We start from the raw sequence: 16807 nt of genomic DNA, 5'->3' as shown, positions 1-16807 counted from the left end.
TTACTGCGCAAAATGACAGCCATCCGCCCCGCAGACCATGCCATCTAATGATGTTGCTGCTGACGTTTCCTCAGCCAGTATCTTTTCGATGGCTTTTTTCAGCATGGCCGTCGGTTGTGCACCTGATGCCGTGTACTTGCCGTTGATAAGGAAATAGGGTACGCCGTGAATGCCGTGCTCCATTGCTTCCTGCTCATCGGCGCGTACCTCATCGGCGTATCGGTCGCCGGACAACACTGCAGTCACTTCGTCCTTGTCCAAGCCACATTCGCCTGCGATTTGTGTCAGCACATCATGGTCGCTGAGTTTCAGATTCTTGGTGAAGTAAGCATCAAATAACTTCGTGATAATTCCTGTTTTCCCTTTTTCCTGGGCATATTTCGTGAGACGCAGGGAGTCAAAGGTGTTGGTGTAACGTGTAGAGACGTAGCGAAAGTCGATTCCCTCACTCCTGCCCATGCGGGAGATGGCTTCAATACGCTCTGCTGCCTCCTCTTTGCTCAGATGATACTTCGCGGCAAAACGATCTACCGTAGAGGAAACGACATCCCGGCTGGCATAAGGGTCAAGTTCAAAGCTCTTGAATTCGATTTCCACTTTATCTCCGCCGTCAATTTCCGCCAAGGCCTTTTCCAGCCGCTTCTCACCGATATAGCAGAAGGGACAGGCGTAGTCCGACCATAATTCGATTTTCATTTTCCGTGCCTCCTTAGCAATATATAGAACTTGTTCGATATTGCAATTATACACAGGGCAGTATATAATGTCAATAAAAATAGAACGTGTTCTAAAAATAATTTTGAAGAAGGTAAGCGACATGAAAAAATGTGGTCGTCCTCCTAAAAAGGACAATCCCGAAGAAAATAAGGAAAAAATCATAGCTGCGGCCATAGCCCTCATCGAGGAACAAGGCGCGGACTGTATCACGGTGCGGCGTGTCTGCGAGAAAGCGGATATTGCCACGGGAACATTTTATTATCACTTCCGTAATAAGGATGACCTGATGATGCACTTTGTGCGAGGGCTCTCCTTCGAGACAGTCGAGCTTACGGCTCCACCCTCCGATATTGCCGGACGCATAGCAGAATTATATATGCTCCTTATCCGGAAGTACATGAACCTTGGCATAGCTTTTATGCGTAGTTTTTACACGCCGGACAATCAGGCACTCCACACCTATATGGGAGAAAAAGACGGGAAGTTTGCCGCTGGAACGGTCATGGCCAGATGCGAGCAGGAGTTTGTCAAGGCACAGGCAGAAGGCTTCATACAAAAAAATGCAGATATCCACCAAATGAGTGCGGATATCTGCACGATTGTAAAGGGCTGTATCTTCGAGTGGTGTCTCAGCGAGGGCAAGATGAAGCTGGAAATGGCTGTTCAACGGATGTTAAAAACTTATCTTGCCTAAAAAACAGCTCATTCCAAACTATACTCCTTCGGCCCTTCAGCATACCGAAGGAAGGCATGCGGAGCGGCGGTGAACAGTTCCTGGAAGCGCAGCTCCATCTCATCCATCGTCTTCCGCAGGAACGCTTCATTCCTGCCGCACAGATAGAGGATGCCCAGCGTGATGGACCCCGCCTCGGCCACCGCAACGATATAGCTCAAGGATTGGATCGTCATGCGCTCATCCTCCACTTCCCTGGCACCCGGAAATCATACGACGCGATAGCCTTCCGCAGCCAAGACGCTCAATGCCCGCGCAAAGTTTTCTTCTTTGACCAAAATGTAGTCTGTATTGTACGTGGATATCGCAAAGATGCCGATCTCATGTTTGGCAAGGATCCCGGACAATTTCGACAGGATGCCGATGAGCGAAAAGTCAAGGACGCCTTGAATGCGGAAGCCTCTCCACCCGTCATCCCGTTCTACCGTCTTTGCAGGTGTGTTCTCTGTCCTGCACACCAGCGACACTTCTTCATCCGTTTTCCCGACAAAGTAAAAATCAGCGGCCATATCGATCTCGGATGCATCTGCCACCTTACAGACCGTCAGCTTGTATTCGATTTTCTTCAGTTCCATTTCCCTGCCCCCGCTAGTTCACAATCAATAGTAGTACCCGCCATTACGAATATAATACGACCAGCCAATCTGATTCATAGTGTACTCAAACACACCGTTATGCACGATGACAACCGTCGTGTGTGTCCTGTCCATTGTGTTCGTCTCATATACCTCCTAGAATCAGCGGTTCATAAACTGGAATATAAATATTATAGCATATTTCTGATTGTGTTCCCCTTTAGGAAGGACAACTATGGTACAATGGTAGCAAATTTGATCAGTAACGGAGGTCTTTCTCTATGATTCGTGAAATCATGCGTGACGAGTATTTCCTGCAACAGAAATCCCTGCCTGCTTCCCCTCTGGATAAACCAGTAGCCATCGACCTTCTGGAAACCCTGAAAGCTCACCGGGAAGAATGTGTGGGCATGGCAGCCAATATGATCGGGGTGGCCAAATGCATCATTGTGGTGAACCTGGGGCTGATGGACATGGTGATGTTCAACCCGAAGATCACCAAACAGAAAGGCCCCTACGAAACGTCGGAAGGGTGTCTGTCCCTTTCCGGCGAGCGGAAAACCACGCGGTACCGGGAAATCGAAGTGGAATTCCAGGACATGGATTTCAAGCCGCAGACGCTGAAATTCACCGGGTTCCCGGCCCAGATCATCCAGCACGAGGTGGACCATCTGGCGGGGATTTTGATTTGAAAAATGGGGATGTGAAAAAATGATTTTCACATCCCCATCACTAGTCTTTAGTCACTGGTCAGTAGTCAGGCTGAGTCAAAATATTTACTTTATCATTCTGTCTATCAAATCGGTCTAAAAATTGCACAATCTTTTGTTGTTCATCTAATGGTGGTAAAGTAATGTTTAAATTTAAAACAACTTACGGAGAGTCTTATACATGTTTTGTAGATAGTAGTACAAGAAACGATTGTTTATGAAAGCATTGGGACGAAAAGCCATAATTTGCCTTGCAATATGTGCCTCTTGAAAATCTGCTATACAGACCTTTCCATATCCTGATCCTTTACATACTAATAATATGTCATTTTCTTTTGTGTGAATGCTAATATAAAAGTGAGCCATTTAAGATCTAAATGCTCATGAAAAAGTGAGCCACTCTGAAACAAGTTCCCCTATACTAGAGTCAGTAATTTGATTCTAAGGGGATTGATGTTAGGATGGTCATCACTATGAAAGATTATGGTCAAATTCGCCAGATGTACATTCGCGATGGAAAATCTATCCGCCAGATTGCCAGAGAAATGCATATCTCCCGTAATACTGTGGCCAAGTATTGCAAAGGAAATGCACTCCCGGGCATCCGCTGCGAATATCATCGGACATCTGCAGTGATTACAGAGGAGGTGACTCGATTCATCCAGAGCTGTCTGGATGAAGATGCGAAAGAACCCAATAAGAAGCAGCACCACACAGCCAAGCGGATTTATGACCGCCTGGTAGAAGAAACTGGATTTACAGGAGGTGCAAGCACAGTCCGGCGCTGCGTTCATCTGTTACGTGGCAATCTTCAGGAAGCCTTCGTCCCTTTGGCTCACCTTCCAGGTGATGCGATGCAGATTGATTGGGGTGAAGCTGTGGTTTACCTCAAAGGAGTGCGTACTAAAGTCAATTTCTTTTGTGCCCGCCTTTGCTACAGCTGTGCTCCTTTCGTGGTCTGTTTCCGCAGGAAGAATACGGAAGCTTTACTTGAAGCATTGAGAAAAGCTCTGGAATTCTTTGGGGGCGTCCCTGCTAAGGTCATTTTTGACAATGACCGGGTAGCCGTTAAGGAAAAAGGTGGCAAAGAAGCCATTGCCCAGGAAAAGTATGAAGCATTTGCAGCCCATTATTGCTTCCATACCGTTTTCTGCAATGTCCGGAGTGGAAATGAAAAAGGACTGGTGGAGAATCTCGTAGGCTGGGTCCGCCGGAATGTCTTTGTCCCTGTACCCAGAGTAGATGCGCTGGACGAATTGAACAGACTCCTGCTGGATAAATGCAAGGTGTATGCGAATACGCATAAAATCCCTGGACGGGAGAACCCTGTAAAGGATCTGCTCCTGGAAGACCAGAAACGTCTCTGCCCACTGCCGGGCAGCCCTTTTGATGCAAGCAGAGCAGCAGTCTGCCGAGTAACACCCTTTTCTGTTGTCCGATTCGTCGCTAACGATTATTCTGTGCCCGTGAAATATGTGGGACAGGAGGTCACGGTGCGAGCCTATGCTGAACAGATTCGGATCTTTGCCAAGGGGGAACTGATTGCTGAACACGCCAGAAACTATGGGCAAAACCAGCAGATTCTGAAACTTGCGCATTATCTGCCGTTGCTGGAATACAAGCCGCGCAGCATCCTGGAAGCAAAACCGGTACGGCAGAACCTCAGTGCTGCCCTGCTACAGTTCCTGGAGACCAATGCATTCAGCAGCGAACAGCTGGTTGAGATTCTGCGGCTATGTGCTGCCGACGGAGAGAACGCTTTTTGGGAGCACAAAGAGCAATTTATGGTTTCCGACAGGAAAGCGCATATCCTTACCGACCCGGTAAAAGTGCAGCAGACAGATCTTTCAATGTATGACCAGCTTTTACAGGAAGGAGGCACTATGTGCAGGACGCAGGTGTAAAGGAAGCACTCCGTTTCTATGCGAAACAGCTTAAACTTCCCACTTTCAAAGACGTCGGTGAACCAGCGGAAAAATTCCGCCCCGGACAAAGCCTGGAAGAATTCGTGCTCGGGTTGATGAAGCGGGAATATGCATCCCGTCAGGAAAAACAGCAGCAACGCAGGCTGAAGAGAGCGCACTTTCCCATGCTCAAGACCCTGGAAGAGTTTGATCTCACAAGGCTGGAACATGTTCGGCCTGAATATGTGAAGCAGCTGGCAAGCTGCGATTTCATAAAGAGGCATGAGAACCTGGTGATGATCGGTAATCCGGGGACGGGGAAAACACATCTGATGACAGCCCTTGGAGTGAAAGCCTGTCTGCTGGGCTGGAAGGTCATTTTCTGCAATGCCACAACGCTGGCAACTGAGCTATGTGAAGCCCATGATGATTACCAGTTGCGCAAGATGGAAAAAACTTTGAGCGGAGCAGACCTGCTGCTCATAGATGAATTAAGTTATGCAAGATTCAACCAGGAAGAATCTGAAATGTTGTTCAAAGTGATTGCCGAAAGGAGTGAAAGAGCCAGTACAGTGATTACGACAAACCTGGAGTTTTCCAAATGGACGGAGATGTTTGCCAGCGAGACGCTGGTTGCCGCATTGGTCGACCGGCTCACCTACCACTCCAGTGTTTTAAATATGAATGGACAGTCTTACCGTTTGCACAGCAGCAAACAGAAGATGACGAATGCTTAAGTGGCTCAAAAATTCGTGAGCAGGTGGCTCACTTTTTCATGAGCATGAGTGGCTCAAAAATTCGTGAGCAAGTGGCTCACTTTTTGGTTGACATTCACACTTTTGCAATTACTGTAGGAGTAGAAGTTCAGCTGTTTGTTGCTGGTGGGGAAGGTCAAGTCTTCCCGGGTGGCCCGCTCCCCTCCCTTCTTCGTCCCGAAGGGAGGGGGCGTCAGCACCAGGTCGTAGTCTTTGAAGCTTTCGCCCAGGCTGGACAGGGTGTCCCCAAGGGTGATGGTACCGTTCATATCGTGGAGCATGGCGTTCATCAGAGCCAGCCGGTGGGTGTCATGGACCAGCTCGCAGCCGGTGAAGGCATCCCCTGCTTCGAAATCGGCCGTATCCTGATCCAGGCTGAAGAAATCGTCCGTCTGCTGCCGCACATTCGTGGGCCGCAATCATGAACCCAAAGGTGCCACAGGCCGGGTCAATGAATTTAAAATTGCGGGGCTGGATGCGTTACGGTCACATAAAAAAGGTAGGAAAAAGACTTTGAGCCAATCAAAAACCCAAAAAATAGAGAAACAGGTTCATCAACCGATGGTCGACGTCAGTGTGGAACATGTCCAGGAATTGGAGGATGAAAATCTTAAACTTCGTATAGAGAATGCATTTTTAAAAGAAACGAGGAGACTGCGTTTAGAGGACGAAGCAAAAATGAGAGAGTTGCGAAAATCATCTCCAGTCTCCGAGGAGCATTCAAATTGAAAGATATTCTCTCCTATACGCAAATGCCCAAAGCAACCTATATGTACTGGCAGAAACGGTTTGACCGCGAGAATCCAGACCAGGAAGTAGGGAACAAAATACAGGAAATCCGCAGTCAGCATAAAGATTATGGATACCGGCGCATGACCGGTGAGCTAAAAAAACAGGGGATATGCGTAAACAAGAAGAAAGTTCAACGTATCATGCAGAAACTGAGCCTTCAGGTAACATCTTTTACCCGGAGGAGCCGTAAATACAGCTCCTATAAGGGTAAGGTAGGAACCGTTGCTCCGAATAGGATACATCGTCGTTTTGAGATGAATATCCCCCACCAGAAGATTACGACCGACACTTCAGAATTCAAATACTACGAAGCAGATTCACAGGGACACATGACCCTGCACAAGCTTTATCTGGATCCTTTCCTGGACATATTCAATAATGAAATCATCAGCTATGGAATAGCCAAATATCCTTCGGCTAACAGTATACTGGAAGCTCAAGCCGAAGCAATCGAAATTACTGCTGATTGTCCGTATCGAAGAACATTTCACTCCGATCAGGGCTGGGCATACCAAATGAAATCCTATACCAAAAGACTAAAAAACGAACGAATTTTTCAGAGCATGTCTCGAAAAGGCAACTGTCATGATAACGCTGTAATGGAAAACTTCTTCGGCTTACTGCAGTAGGAAATATATTACGGAGTAACCTACTACAGCTACAAAGAATTAAAAGGCGCTATCGAACGATATATCAAATACTATAACGAGCAAAGAATCAAGGAAAAACTGGGCTGGAAAAGTTCTGTTAAATACCGGCTTTCCTTGCAGGCAGCATAAAAAAGTAACGAGACGGTAAAAACCATCTCGTTATTAAGGTCTAACTTTTTAGGGTCACATCACCTATGCGATGGGGCAGTCTCTTCTTTATTGCTTCTTTACCATAAGAAACGAAGTCCTGCATTGAATTGCCATTTTGTTGTTACATCCCCACCAAAAGACTTTTCAACGTCTCCATAAAAAACAGTATTGTCCGTCAGGGAAACTTTACCACCAATTCCAAAGGTATACCACGTATCTCCGCCATCACAATGCTGATAATAGGAGGCATCGGTTCCCCAAAGGGCCATGTCCCAATCTCCGGAAAATTCATGGAGAGCATTGAATTTTAAGTAAATCTGGTTGGGTTCCTGTCCTTTTGCTGTAGTAGCAAAAGATTTGCCCAGGCGGAACCCCAGTCTGCCAATCAGACTGTCTTCTCCATCATCATGTACTTTAACACCATTCGATAACGTATAGTCGCTTCCACCAGATTTGCCATATACCAGCTGAGATTGCGGCTCGATGAACCATTTACCGCCCATGTCGAACTTACGGCCATATTCGGCACTAACCATCCAGGCATGATCCGAATAGTCTGCATCTGCCGCTTTCATGCCATCATGGTAAACATTGTATTTGTTGTTATAATGGCTGTAGGACAAGACATAATCCATATAATGGCCTTTGCTGCCAGCCCAGCCGGCATACAAGGAGCCACCGTAGCTACGCATGTCACCATCGCCATGATGGAAGTCTACATCCCCCATCGTACTGTGGAAAGCTCCGCCGATATGCCATTTGCCATTCTGATTATCGGCCACAGTCCGGTCATACCCTAATTGATAGAAGTTCCAACGATAGTTGTAATGACCATATTTATCCGATTCCGTTTCCCCAGATTTCATGCGGAACCAGACACCATCTTCCGTGTCACTATAGTCCCGCAGTTCACCCAGGCGCTGGTTCAATGTGTCGATGTTCCGGTGCGATAACAAATCACCATGTACGGCAGAGGCAGCGGCTACAGGAATCTTGATATTATCCGTCGGATTTTCAGAATAATCGACAAAATACCAGTCATTGCCGTTAGTCCCAAACCGTTCAGACACAATATTCTTATCAATGATCGGCGTATAATCAAACAGGGCCCCATCTGAAATATCCGAAGTTTTAGTAATCGCTTTAAAAGTAATGCCCGTAGCGGCATCGGCAAAGCGGACTGGATTATCAGGGCTGACGCCTTTTAATGCAGAAATATCCGCTGGCTGGACATAGACCAGGCCCGAGCCATCTTTAATGGTGAAGAAATCGGTACCCACGTTGCGATAAGCATTATTTACTTTAGCCCCACTGGCATCCATGACGAAAGTCCCTTCATTGGATTTAAAGTTATACAGGACCAGATTATTGACTGTATCCTTATCCTCAGTATGGACATTATAGGCATGCGTATCAATGATGCCACCTTTATCGAGGGTAATGGCACTCAGATAATTGCTCCGTGTATCCAGCCCCTGTTCATCTTTTCCGCGCAGCATAATGTCGGGAACCCACTTGGCACCATCGGCCAACGTAACCTGCAGCCAGCTGTCACCGCGGACATCACCATACGTTTGTGTCGCTTCATCATAGTTAATCAGGCCGACACCGGCACCATACCAATAGGAATCTTTACCAGAAAAGCCGACGCGGATAGTTCCTTTTTTTGCATCAAGGTTACCGTAAATTTGGACGGTATTCTCCGGATTCAGGATGGTTCCATCTTCGTTGGCATTAATATTGACCGTCGAACCGTCACCGTGCTTAGCTGATACGGCATCGTTCTTGCTGATGGTATTAACGTTTCCCTTAGTATCGATTTCATACTCATTGTCATAGCCTTCATGGGTTCCCGTGGCGATATAATCGTTGATATAGGTATTCCCCGTGACATTAATGACGGCCCCCTGGTCAGCATATAAGCCGTTATGTGCAATGCTGGCTCCCGTCGTGCTATTGGGATCCAGTTTGGTATCAATACATAAATTGCCGATTTTAGTGGTCCCTTTGTTGATGAAATAGGCATTGGTATTGACGATACCGTTGTCTTTAATGGCATTTGTTAAATCCGACTTTATCGTCAGATTATCAAGACTCATAGCACCTGAGCTATAAATGCCATAAACGCCAACACCACCGCCATACTTATGGGCTAGCAATCCATCGACCTGAAGATTCACATCGCGAATCGTAGCACCATTGTATTTCGGTTCCAACAAAACAGTCTGATAATCACTCTTTACGTAATCAGCCATGGTCTTAGACGAATCGGCTCCAAGTGTGGCACGAACAGTATATGAATTCAGGTCTTTCTTAGAATTCATGATGATAAGGCCCCGTTTTTCTTTTGAAAGCTTGTCGCCTGTATTATACGTAAAATTTCCATCCTTGAGCAATCCACTCGTATCTACTGTAAGGCTGGGATTTTTGTCATTCTGGGTTACCGTATTATCTTCGTTGATATACAAAATCTGTTCATAAGGGGGATATCCGTTAGCATACACATCTCCGCTACCTAATCCTCCCAGTGTACAACCAGCAACCAAACTGAACAAGATAAGTCGTCGCAAATTCCGTCCGTTCTTCATATGCATACCTCCATGTTTTTATATTTTTTTATGTACGACGAATTGTCAAGCTAAGTGAGACACTTTTGAGAAATAGACCTCATATGGTGTTTTGTAGCCAAGGCACTTCCTCGGGCGCAGGTTCAGCTCATGGTACTTCCGTTGGATGTAATCCTCTGGCGTATCCGTGATGCCTTTGCCCTTCGGGAAGAACTCCCGTAAAAGGCCATTGGTGTTTTCATTGGTCCTGCGCTACCATAAATGGTGCGGAGCAGGAAAGTAGAACGTCACACGCTTCAGCTCCTTTCTGAGCTGAGCATGTTTCGAGAATTCCTTTCCTCGGTCGGTCCGGCGTAACCGACAGATGCGGCTGCCCAGAGAGCGCTTCACACATCACCTTGTTGACTGCAGCGGCGGTCTCATGGCTTTTCCACCAAGCAAGTACCGGCTCTTCCGGTCCACCAGTGTGACGAGGCATGCCTTTCCTTGCTTGCCCACCACAGTATCCGCTTCCCAGTGGCCACGGACGGAACGGTTCGCTGCACTGGCAGGACGCTCTTCGATAGGGTGCGATATGACGAACTTGCCACGATGTTCTTCGCTGCCTTTCTTGTGACGCCGTTTCCCGTGATGCCGTAGTTTCCGAAGTACGAACTTCGCTGAAGCTCCTGGCGGGTTCAGCAGTCCTGCGTGGATAGCGCGGTAGATCGTCGGAACGCTGAGGAGACGGCAGCCATGCTCCAACTGGATCCGTCCGACAATCTCCTCTGGCGACCAGTGGTACTCCACGATACAGGTTTAGGTTTGGATGTAAGCGTGCAGTGGCGCATAGGCTCTCCTTTTGTTATAGGTAGTTCTTTTCAAACACCATTATAGCAAAGAAGTCTATGTGTCATTTTAATTTGGTTGTCTAGGAGCTATTGCACTTAGATTGTAAACCCATCACTATATGTTAGTACCAGCAGTTTACAACTTTATGTTAATATTATATATCTTATTCTAATTATTTCAATGTAGCATGTCAAGGCCGGGTTCAATTTGGTTAGTGTCAAGAAGTTTTCGGTCTTTCCTTTAGACCTAGGTAATAAGCGGGGTCTTATTTCCCCAATTTTACAAAACATGTGCCATTTGCAGTCCTTTTACCAGCTTTCCTAACGGACTGCTTGCTGAGGCTGTACGTTCCTATACTTCCTTGATGCACGCCCTTGTGAGGATGCACAGGGACACGTTTCATCACTTTCCTCATAATGTTCTTAAATCACTGGCTGATGGGCTTGTGGCCATACACGGCATCCCATTCTTCGTTTTTCATGGCTGTGATGAGCTGTAACCATGGCTTCCGCCCCTTCCTGGCTCCAGCACCGTCCCTGATGTTTCATGCGATAGCTGTATATACGATGGCCCGCCTCACATGCTCCGGGCTGTATCAGATGGATTTTCTCCGGCATCTGCCGCTGATTCAGTGGCTCTATATACGTCCAGTTTCGCGTTAAATACTTTCGTAACCGTTCCACGTCTTGTAATTCATCGGTTCCTTCTGCCTCCGATTCAGCTGTATCCAGCCAGAGCGCCAGACTCGTTTTATCATGGTTCCAGATACTCTGCCGGATTCCTTCCTGTACCTCCGGTGCAGCAAAATGCAGCCGTTCTTTCACCTTGCGGTGTACATGATATACATCCCGCTGGTGCTCATGCCACTTGCACCCTGCTGCCAGTTCCTGAAAGGCCTCATAGCCATATCCCATTCCGCCATCCCCGTTGCTGATCACTATCGTATGGCTTAATCCATACTGCCGACGCATGTACCACCCTGCTCGTTCCCATGTCTTTTCATATTCCGTAGAAGCCATGTGATACGCATGAATCAGCCGGGTCCGTTTCCCTTCTTTTTCCCGTCTTTCATACACCTGTCTCCGGTGTATTTCCAACTGCTTCTTATGCTGTCCCCGCAAGACCAGCCCGTCTCCTTCGATGTACACAACCGGGGCTTCCGTTTCTTCTACGGAAGTTTCCTACCGCTGAATGTCCTGCCATTCCTGACACAACGTCCCCGATTGCATCACAATATGCTTCACCGTTTGATGACTCAGGTTCGTCAGAGTAAATCGGTTTACGATATCGGCTGTTTTCCGATAGACACAGCTGGTAGCCGTTTCTGCCACTTTCTTCATCAGCAAAGCGGAAAACCGTTGGTAGGGTTTCAATCGTAGCTGCTTATCCAGTGGATAGATGCCTTTCTTTCCCGGCTTTTTCATCCGCCAGCGGACAAACGATATGGTACCGCACAAGCATTGCACTGTCCGTCCATCCTGGCGCTCTACGATATATCCCTGCTTTTTATATTCCGTTGCTAATTCCCGGTCGAGCTGTTCTAATGCTATCCCTAGGGCCGTTCGGAATAATTCGAAAAACAGGGTCAATAATTTCATATCCCGTTCAATAACTGTATCGGAATCCTTTATTGTTTTGATGATTTCTGTTACAATAATTTCCATAGAAGACCTCGGTTTGATGAGATTGGTGTGGTGACCTCTCAGTATTATCAGGGTCTTCTTTCTTTTTGACAAGTCTTACCGAGAACTATTTTACACTAAGTACTAAACAATAGAAAACTAGTCAGGTGACACGACAAATTATCTTTCTATGCCATTAAGGATGCCATTGCTATCGTTAATGGCATATCCACAGTGTTGCTAAGAACTTATACGATACCTTCTGATTCTACCAGCATTTCAGAGCATAAAAAATGCCGGCATTCTGCCGACGTTTGCCAAGCCCCCGCTATATATGGACTTTTCCACTATGCACACCGTTCTCAATATTGTATCAATTTCAAGCATCTTTGCTCTCAAAGGTGTCTGTATTTGATACAATCGAACGATAGCAGGGCTTTTGAACACCCCCGTGTTCAAAAGCAAATCGGTAATCGCAAAAGACATAATTATCCTTTCATGCGTAAAAATATAAAAAGAAGGACTCCCTTGGTGTATAGCAAAGTGTAAATTGCACACGCTAAAGGAATCCTTCTTGTCTTTTAACCTAATATAGCAAATTGTCAATAATTATCTAAAAAATCTTCCCATGTGAGCCTGGAATAAAAATGTCAAAAATCTGTTACTAGCGCATCTGCCTGCTGACAAAGTCCCGAATTTCCCTAAAGGAAGCCACGCTGTCATCCAGCTCCGGCATCATCAGAGAGAATTCATGAGACATACCGGGATAAACGGTCAAGGTTACATCCACATCATTGGATGCCGCCTTACGCATAAGCTCAATACTGTCATCCAGCAGGAGTTCATAGCCACCAGCCTGTATCAACATTGGGGGAAGCCCCGTAAGATTGGCATATAATGGGGAAAGTTGATGTTCTCCGGCTCAACACCTTGATTCAGGATATACTCATATGCTTTAAAGGCATCCTCTAAAGCAGCGGGGAAGGGATACTCTGGTGCAAGACGATAATGAACCATGTAAAGCGACTGTGCTTCCGTAAGCACTGCCTGATTTACCCCCATCTGACGGTGTCTGTCATGGAGTCCCTGTACATAGCCGCCGCCATGTAATTTCAGCAGAACCCGGCCCTTCTTGCCAGATGGATTTTGCACCTGCTCCATCTTCAGGCCATCTACTGTAAAAGTACGGTAGATCCAACCATCCGGCACCTCGAATTTCACAGGAGCAGGTTTTGCGTCTCCCGGTTGAGGATGGAAAAACTTGCCCATTTCCTTTGCAACATAAGCCTGTTTGGCTTGGCTTTCCATCTGCAGGCCAGTTTCAGGAAGCATCCAAGCTGCTGCAGACATGGCAGTCTGAGCCCCTGCCAGCATGACCCCAATGACGCCTACGGTGATGCCATAGATAATTTTATTTTTCATACCGCTCCCTCATAATCACTTATTATGGATTCCCTTATCACTAAGCACGATATTGCCAGGCATATTCTCAACCATGTGAGTCATGCTGAACATAGGCATGACCTCCATCATATATGTTTGGCATGCTTCGGAAGCCTGATATTTTTCGAAAGCTTCTCTGTCACGATAGATTTCCATGGTATGGATGACGTTTGGTGCGTCGTGTTCTGCAGTAACGAACATCCCCAGAACACCGTCATCTTCGTTTACAGCCCTGCGAGCCTCCTGGGTTGTCAGCTTCTGATACTTGGCCAGCTTTTCCGGGATGACTTCATAGCGGTGCATGTAAACCACCTTGCCCACGCCCTTGTCTTTTTGCTCCAAGGCGATGCCATTCGCTTCCAATATCCGCAAATTTTTCAAAACAGGCAGTCTGGCTGCCCGATATGCCTGAAAAGCTTCACTGGTGCTGTGTATGCGATAAGCTTCATAGCTTTCATAGATTTCCAGAAGCCTCATCACATCTGGATTCTGGGCATCGACACCACCATACAGCGCATACGTGCCTGCTTCGCGGGCCGACTGCGGTCCAACCGTTTCCTGGGCAATGCGTCCCATAGCTGTCATACCTCCCGGCGTAGATTCCACCACTGCCCAATGCACCATGGGCATATTCCCCTCCGGGGTACGGATAGAATGGGCTGAGCAAAAGGAATTTGCCATAAATATACCTCCAAGAAATGTGAAATGCTTATATTTTAGCTTGCATCATACATTAAAGTACCTGCTCCCTAAAATAGAAGCAGGTACTTTTATTGCATACGGACGAAAAGGGAATCTTTGATGGAACTGGGCACATCGCGCTCGTCAATCAGACGGAAGATGAACTCGGAAGAAATACCGCCTGCTTTCAAAATCCAGCAATGTCTTCCGCCAAGAGCTCCGGAAGCACATCGCCGAAGCATCAAAAACGAACAGTAATCTGCCATAAAGCCACTTGTTACGAGCCGATAATACAATCCGTCGCCTGTTGCTCATCTGCCCGGCAGTGTACAAACTTTGTGAGCAGCAGGGCAGCGGCCGCCAGCAGCAGGCCACCGCAGACGACGTAGGGCAGTCCGAGGCTGTGTATGAAAAAGCCGCTGATCATGGTTCCCGCCATGCAGCCGAGATTGGCCGCTGTCAGGAACAGGCCGTTGCTGAAATCCGGCGCATCCGATGCCACGCAGGCCAGCAGGTACTGATTGATGTTCGCATTGATGCCACCGAGGATGCCCCAGGCCCCAATCAGTGCCGCAAGAAGAGGCAGCAACTTCCCACCGCCCGCAAAGAGCAGGCAGTAGAGCGCGATGGTACACAGCGGGAAAAGGCGTACGGTCGTGCTGGGACACCTGGCGAGGAGATTGCCCCCCAGATAGCTTCCGAAGATGTTCAAGAGACCATAGACGAAGAGCAGCGCTGCGATAAGCTCTCCCGGCAGTGCCGCGATCTTCTGCAAATAATCAGCGAGGTAGTTGTAGACGCCGAAGATGGAGCCATTGAGGCAAATAACCGCCACGATGGCCAGCCAGACCGGCGGACGCTTCAGAACGGAAAGCTGCGCGCCGTAGCGCATTGGCTGCGTCACCGGCAAGTCCGGCACAAAGGCCATTGTCAGCAGAAACATGAGGCCCGTCACGCTTGCAAAGAAGGCCATTGCCACTGAGAAGTCAAACGTCGCTGCCAGGACATTGCTGATTGGCACGCCGACAACCATGCCGGCCGCGACGCCCATGTTGATGCGCGCCACAGCCCGCGGCGCATCCTCTGGAGCCACCGAAGCGGCGGCCACGCTGAAGGCGAGTGCACAGTAGACCGGGTGGAAAAAGGCCGGCACGACGCGCAGGACTAAAAGGAGCTGGAAGTCGCTCGCAACGACGGCCAATGCATTGCAGAGAGTGAACACACCCAGAACAAGCAGCATCACGTGCTTGCGATTGAAGCGCGAGAACAGCAGCGGCATCGTTGGCCCTGCGATGGCCACGCCAAGTGCGAACAGACTGACGAGCATCCCCGCCTGTACGATATCCACCTGGTACATCTCCGCCGCCATCGGCAAGATGCCGATGATGCCCATCTCCGTATTGAGGATGCTGAACACACCAAATGCCAGGATCAAGAGCAATAGCTGCTGTCGTTTCATATCATCTTATCCTTTCCGCCACCAGACCGCTCTCCCCATCTCATGGTTGCAAGGTCAGGAATACATCATCTGCCCCCAGAGCAGCGTCCAGATCATTGGCTGCTTCGACGCGACCCAGGCGCGTGTAGCGGTAGGTCGTCTGAAAATCCTGATAGAACACCACGACATACTGGCCGTCAAACAGCATGACATCTCCCTTATGGATCTCGCGGACATCTTCGTCCGCCGCTGTCAGGTGCTGCGGCAGTTTGTAGTATTTCTCGTTGCCATGGAGTTCTGTAAACGTCTTGGCCAGCGGCAACTGCTGCCGCAGCTCGGCAGCAGCTTCCGTGTCATCCCACTTCAGAGTATACGCTTTGCTGCCCGCCAGCAGGGATGCCGTTCCTGTCTCGTGCATCTCTGCCTCCTTCCCGGACAAGGATGTGGCTGTCACTCCGGGGCCGGCACATCCCAGCACGAGAAGTGCAATCAGAGCACAACAGCAAAAGAACAATCTGCTCATCAAACATCCTCCTCCCAGGTACGTCTTTCCAGCAATCATTCACCGAGGTACTTGTTGAAAAACGCGACGAGGCGGTCGAAGGGAATCTTGTCCATCTGGTCGTAAAGATCCGTATGCGTAGCACCCGGAACGACAATCTCCTCCTTCGGACCATCTGCCGCTGCATAGACCGCATCCGAGAAGTACTTGGAATGCGCCTTGTCCCCTGTGATAAGCAGCAGCGGGCGCGGGCTGAGTTCCTTAATGTGATCCATCAGCGAGAAGTTGAAGAAGCCGTACGGCGTCGTCGAATCCCAGGCCAGCGTGTTGGAGTTGATGGCGCGCGGATGGTAAGCGCGGCTGACGTAATAATCGTAGAAGCCCTTCACGACATCCGATGCATCCGCCGGCAGCTTGTCGGGGAACATGGTCTTCGTCGAGATCACCTTGCCATCCTTGTCGACGGCGAGCTCATGCGAGCCGGGAATGGACTTGCCTGTCTTTGCCTCCTCATCGCGCATCTCGGCCAATTGTTGCATCGTTGCAGCTCATCGCTGCATGCCCAGTTGTTTTACTTGATGCAATCATTATAAGGGAAGGGGTATATGATTACAAATACTTGGTTTTAATAACCTATGATACTCTTTAGGCATGATGAGAGAACGCAAGGACAAAACAATATATCATAGGGATGTTTTTGATGGGGAGGGTTTTGTGTTCCCCTTCAGGAAAAACAA

Annotated in this window: 20 protein-coding genes and 2 pseudogenes; 7 read left to right on the top strand and 15 right to left on the bottom strand. The window is 48.2% G+C overall.

Features of this window, described 5'->3' with window-relative positions; genetic code table 11:
* Complete coding sequence (locus tag BQ5462_RS07670; protein ID WP_268873074.1) at positions 1-819, bottom strand: DsbA family oxidoreductase; 819 nt, start codon at positions 817-819, stop codon at positions 1-3.
* Here BQ5462_RS07670 and BQ5462_RS07665 point away from each other — a divergent pair.
* Positions 818-1411, top strand: a complete 594-nt coding sequence (locus tag BQ5462_RS07665; RefSeq protein ID WP_071142760.1) for a TetR/AcrR family transcriptional regulator — start codon at positions 818-820, stop codon at positions 1409-1411. The genes BQ5462_RS07670 and BQ5462_RS07665 overlap by 2 nt on opposite strands.
* Before the next feature lie 8 nt (positions 1412-1419).
* Here BQ5462_RS07665 and BQ5462_RS07660 read toward each other — a convergent pair whose 3' ends face one another.
* Positions 1420-1626: a hypothetical protein gene (locus tag BQ5462_RS07660; protein WP_071142759.1), complete on the bottom strand. Its 207-nt coding sequence runs from the start codon at positions 1624-1626 to the stop codon at positions 1420-1422.
* 33 nt (positions 1627-1659) lie between these two features.
* On the bottom strand, positions 1660-2025 hold the full coding sequence (locus tag BQ5462_RS07655; protein ID WP_071142758.1) for an ACT domain-containing protein: 366 nt from the start codon (positions 2023-2025) through the stop codon (positions 1660-1662).
* A 281-nt stretch (positions 2026-2306) separates the two neighbouring features.
* Here BQ5462_RS07655 and BQ5462_RS07650 point away from each other — a divergent pair, with 281 nt between their 5' ends.
* On the top strand, positions 2307-2717 hold the full coding sequence (locus BQ5462_RS07650) for a peptide deformylase (RefSeq protein ID WP_071142757.1): 411 nt from the start codon (positions 2307-2309) through the stop codon (positions 2715-2717).
* A 58-nt stretch (positions 2718-2775) separates the two neighbouring features.
* On the opposite strand, the gene BQ5462_RS11725 is transcribed toward BQ5462_RS07650, so the two are convergent.
* Positions 2776-2880: a restriction endonuclease subunit S gene (locus BQ5462_RS11725; protein WP_083378159.1), complete on the bottom strand. Its 105-nt coding sequence runs from the start codon at positions 2878-2880 to the stop codon at positions 2776-2778.
* 8 nt (positions 2881-2888) lie between these two features.
* Entirely contained in the window at positions 2889-3101 is a 213-nt protein-coding gene (locus BQ5462_RS11720) for a restriction endonuclease subunit S (protein WP_143038038.1), read from the bottom strand.
* 95 nt (positions 3102-3196) lie between these two features.
* Here BQ5462_RS11720 and istA point away from each other — a divergent pair, with 95 nt between their 5' ends.
* Both istA and istB read left to right on the top strand, forming a co-directional pair.
* A complete protein-coding gene (gene istA / locus BQ5462_RS07645) occupies positions 3197-4639 on the top strand; it encodes an IS21 family transposase (protein ID WP_071141677.1) in 1443 nt (480 codons plus the stop codon).
* The gene (gene istB / locus BQ5462_RS07640) at positions 4621-5376 is read left to right on the top strand and encodes an IS21-like element helper ATPase IstB (RefSeq protein WP_071141678.1); all 756 of its coding nucleotides are present in this window, start codon (positions 4621-4623) and stop codon (positions 5374-5376) included. The genes istA and istB overlap by 19 nt, the downstream gene beginning before the upstream one ends.
* Positions 5377-5429: 53 nt before the next feature.
* On the opposite strand, the gene BQ5462_RS07635 is transcribed toward istB, so the two are convergent.
* Positions 5430-5813, bottom strand: coding sequence for an N-6 DNA methylase (locus tag BQ5462_RS07635; protein WP_205407945.1), 384 nt, complete (start codon positions 5811-5813; stop codon positions 5430-5432).
* Between BQ5462_RS07635 and BQ5462_RS07630 the strand changes: the two genes are divergently transcribed.
* From BQ5462_RS07630 to BQ5462_RS11715, 3 genes are read left to right on the top strand one after another with little or no spacing between them, the layout of a single operon-like run.
* Positions 5803-6123, top strand: coding sequence for a transposase (locus BQ5462_RS07630; RefSeq protein ID WP_143038037.1), 321 nt, complete (start codon positions 5803-5805; stop codon positions 6121-6123). The two genes, BQ5462_RS07635 and BQ5462_RS07630, sit on opposite strands and share 11 nt — an antisense overlap.
* Positions 6027-6815 carry an IS3 family transposase gene (locus BQ5462_RS07625; RefSeq protein WP_143038036.1) on the top strand — a complete coding sequence of 263 codons (789 nt, stop codon included), beginning with the start codon at positions 6027-6029 and terminating at the stop codon, positions 6813-6815. Before BQ5462_RS07630 ends, BQ5462_RS07625 begins: the two co-directional genes overlap by 97 nt.
* 3 nt (positions 6816-6818) lie before the next feature.
* The gene (locus BQ5462_RS11715; protein WP_083378158.1) at positions 6819-6965 is read left to right on the top strand and encodes an IS3 family transposase; all 147 of its coding nucleotides are present in this window, start codon (positions 6819-6821) and stop codon (positions 6963-6965) included.
* A gap of 98 nt (positions 6966-7063) precedes the next feature.
* On the opposite strand, the gene BQ5462_RS07620 is transcribed toward BQ5462_RS11715, so the two are convergent.
* The 9 genes and pseudogenes from BQ5462_RS07620 to BQ5462_RS07575 all read right to left on the bottom strand — a co-directional run bounded on the left by BQ5462_RS07620 (position 7064) and on the right by BQ5462_RS07575 (position 16609).
* Positions 7064-9574 (bottom strand): autotransporter outer membrane beta-barrel domain-containing protein, encoded by a 2511-nt coding sequence (locus tag BQ5462_RS07620; RefSeq protein WP_071142755.1) that lies wholly within the window; start codon positions 9572-9574, stop codon positions 7064-7066.
* Between the two features lie 45 nt (positions 9575-9619).
* Positions 9620-10399, bottom strand: a pseudogene (locus BQ5462_RS11790) (IS30 family transposase); the annotation flags it as partial.
* Between the two features lie 407 nt (positions 10400-10806).
* A pseudogene (locus BQ5462_RS11455) lies at positions 10807-11982 on the bottom strand (ISLre2 family transposase).
* A 688-nt stretch (positions 11983-12670) separates the two neighbouring features.
* Positions 12671-12874, bottom strand: a complete 204-nt coding sequence (locus tag BQ5462_RS07600) for an alpha/beta hydrolase (RefSeq protein WP_071142752.1) — start codon at positions 12872-12874, stop codon at positions 12671-12673.
* A complete protein-coding gene (locus BQ5462_RS07595) occupies positions 12868-13428 on the bottom strand; it encodes an alpha/beta hydrolase (protein ID WP_071142751.1) in 561 nt (186 codons plus the stop codon). The genes BQ5462_RS07600 and BQ5462_RS07595 overlap by 7 nt, the downstream gene beginning before the upstream one ends.
* A gap of 15 nt (positions 13429-13443) precedes the next feature.
* Positions 13444-14130, bottom strand: a complete 687-nt coding sequence (locus tag BQ5462_RS07590) for a putative quinol monooxygenase (RefSeq protein ID WP_071142750.1) — start codon at positions 14128-14130, stop codon at positions 13444-13446.
* A 277-nt stretch (positions 14131-14407) separates the two neighbouring features.
* Positions 14408-15589, bottom strand: a complete 1182-nt coding sequence (locus BQ5462_RS07585) for an MFS transporter (protein ID WP_071142749.1) — start codon at positions 15587-15589, stop codon at positions 14408-14410.
* 40 nt (positions 15590-15629) lie between these two features.
* The gene (locus BQ5462_RS07580) at positions 15630-16091 is read right to left on the bottom strand and encodes a cyclophilin-like fold protein (protein WP_143038034.1); all 462 of its coding nucleotides are present in this window, start codon (positions 16089-16091) and stop codon (positions 15630-15632) included.
* A 35-nt stretch (positions 16092-16126) separates the two neighbouring features.
* A complete protein-coding gene (locus BQ5462_RS07575; protein ID WP_205407943.1) occupies positions 16127-16609 on the bottom strand; it encodes an alpha/beta hydrolase in 483 nt (160 codons plus the stop codon).
* Positions 16610-16807: the final 198 nt, after the last annotated feature.

The organism is Acidaminococcus timonensis (genome assembly GCF_900106585.1).
Lineage (GTDB): Bacteria > Bacillota > Negativicutes > Acidaminococcales > Acidaminococcaceae > Acidaminococcus > Acidaminococcus timonensis.
Note: the sequence above shows the minus strand (reverse complement) of the source record. Positions and strands in the feature narration are given on the sequence as shown.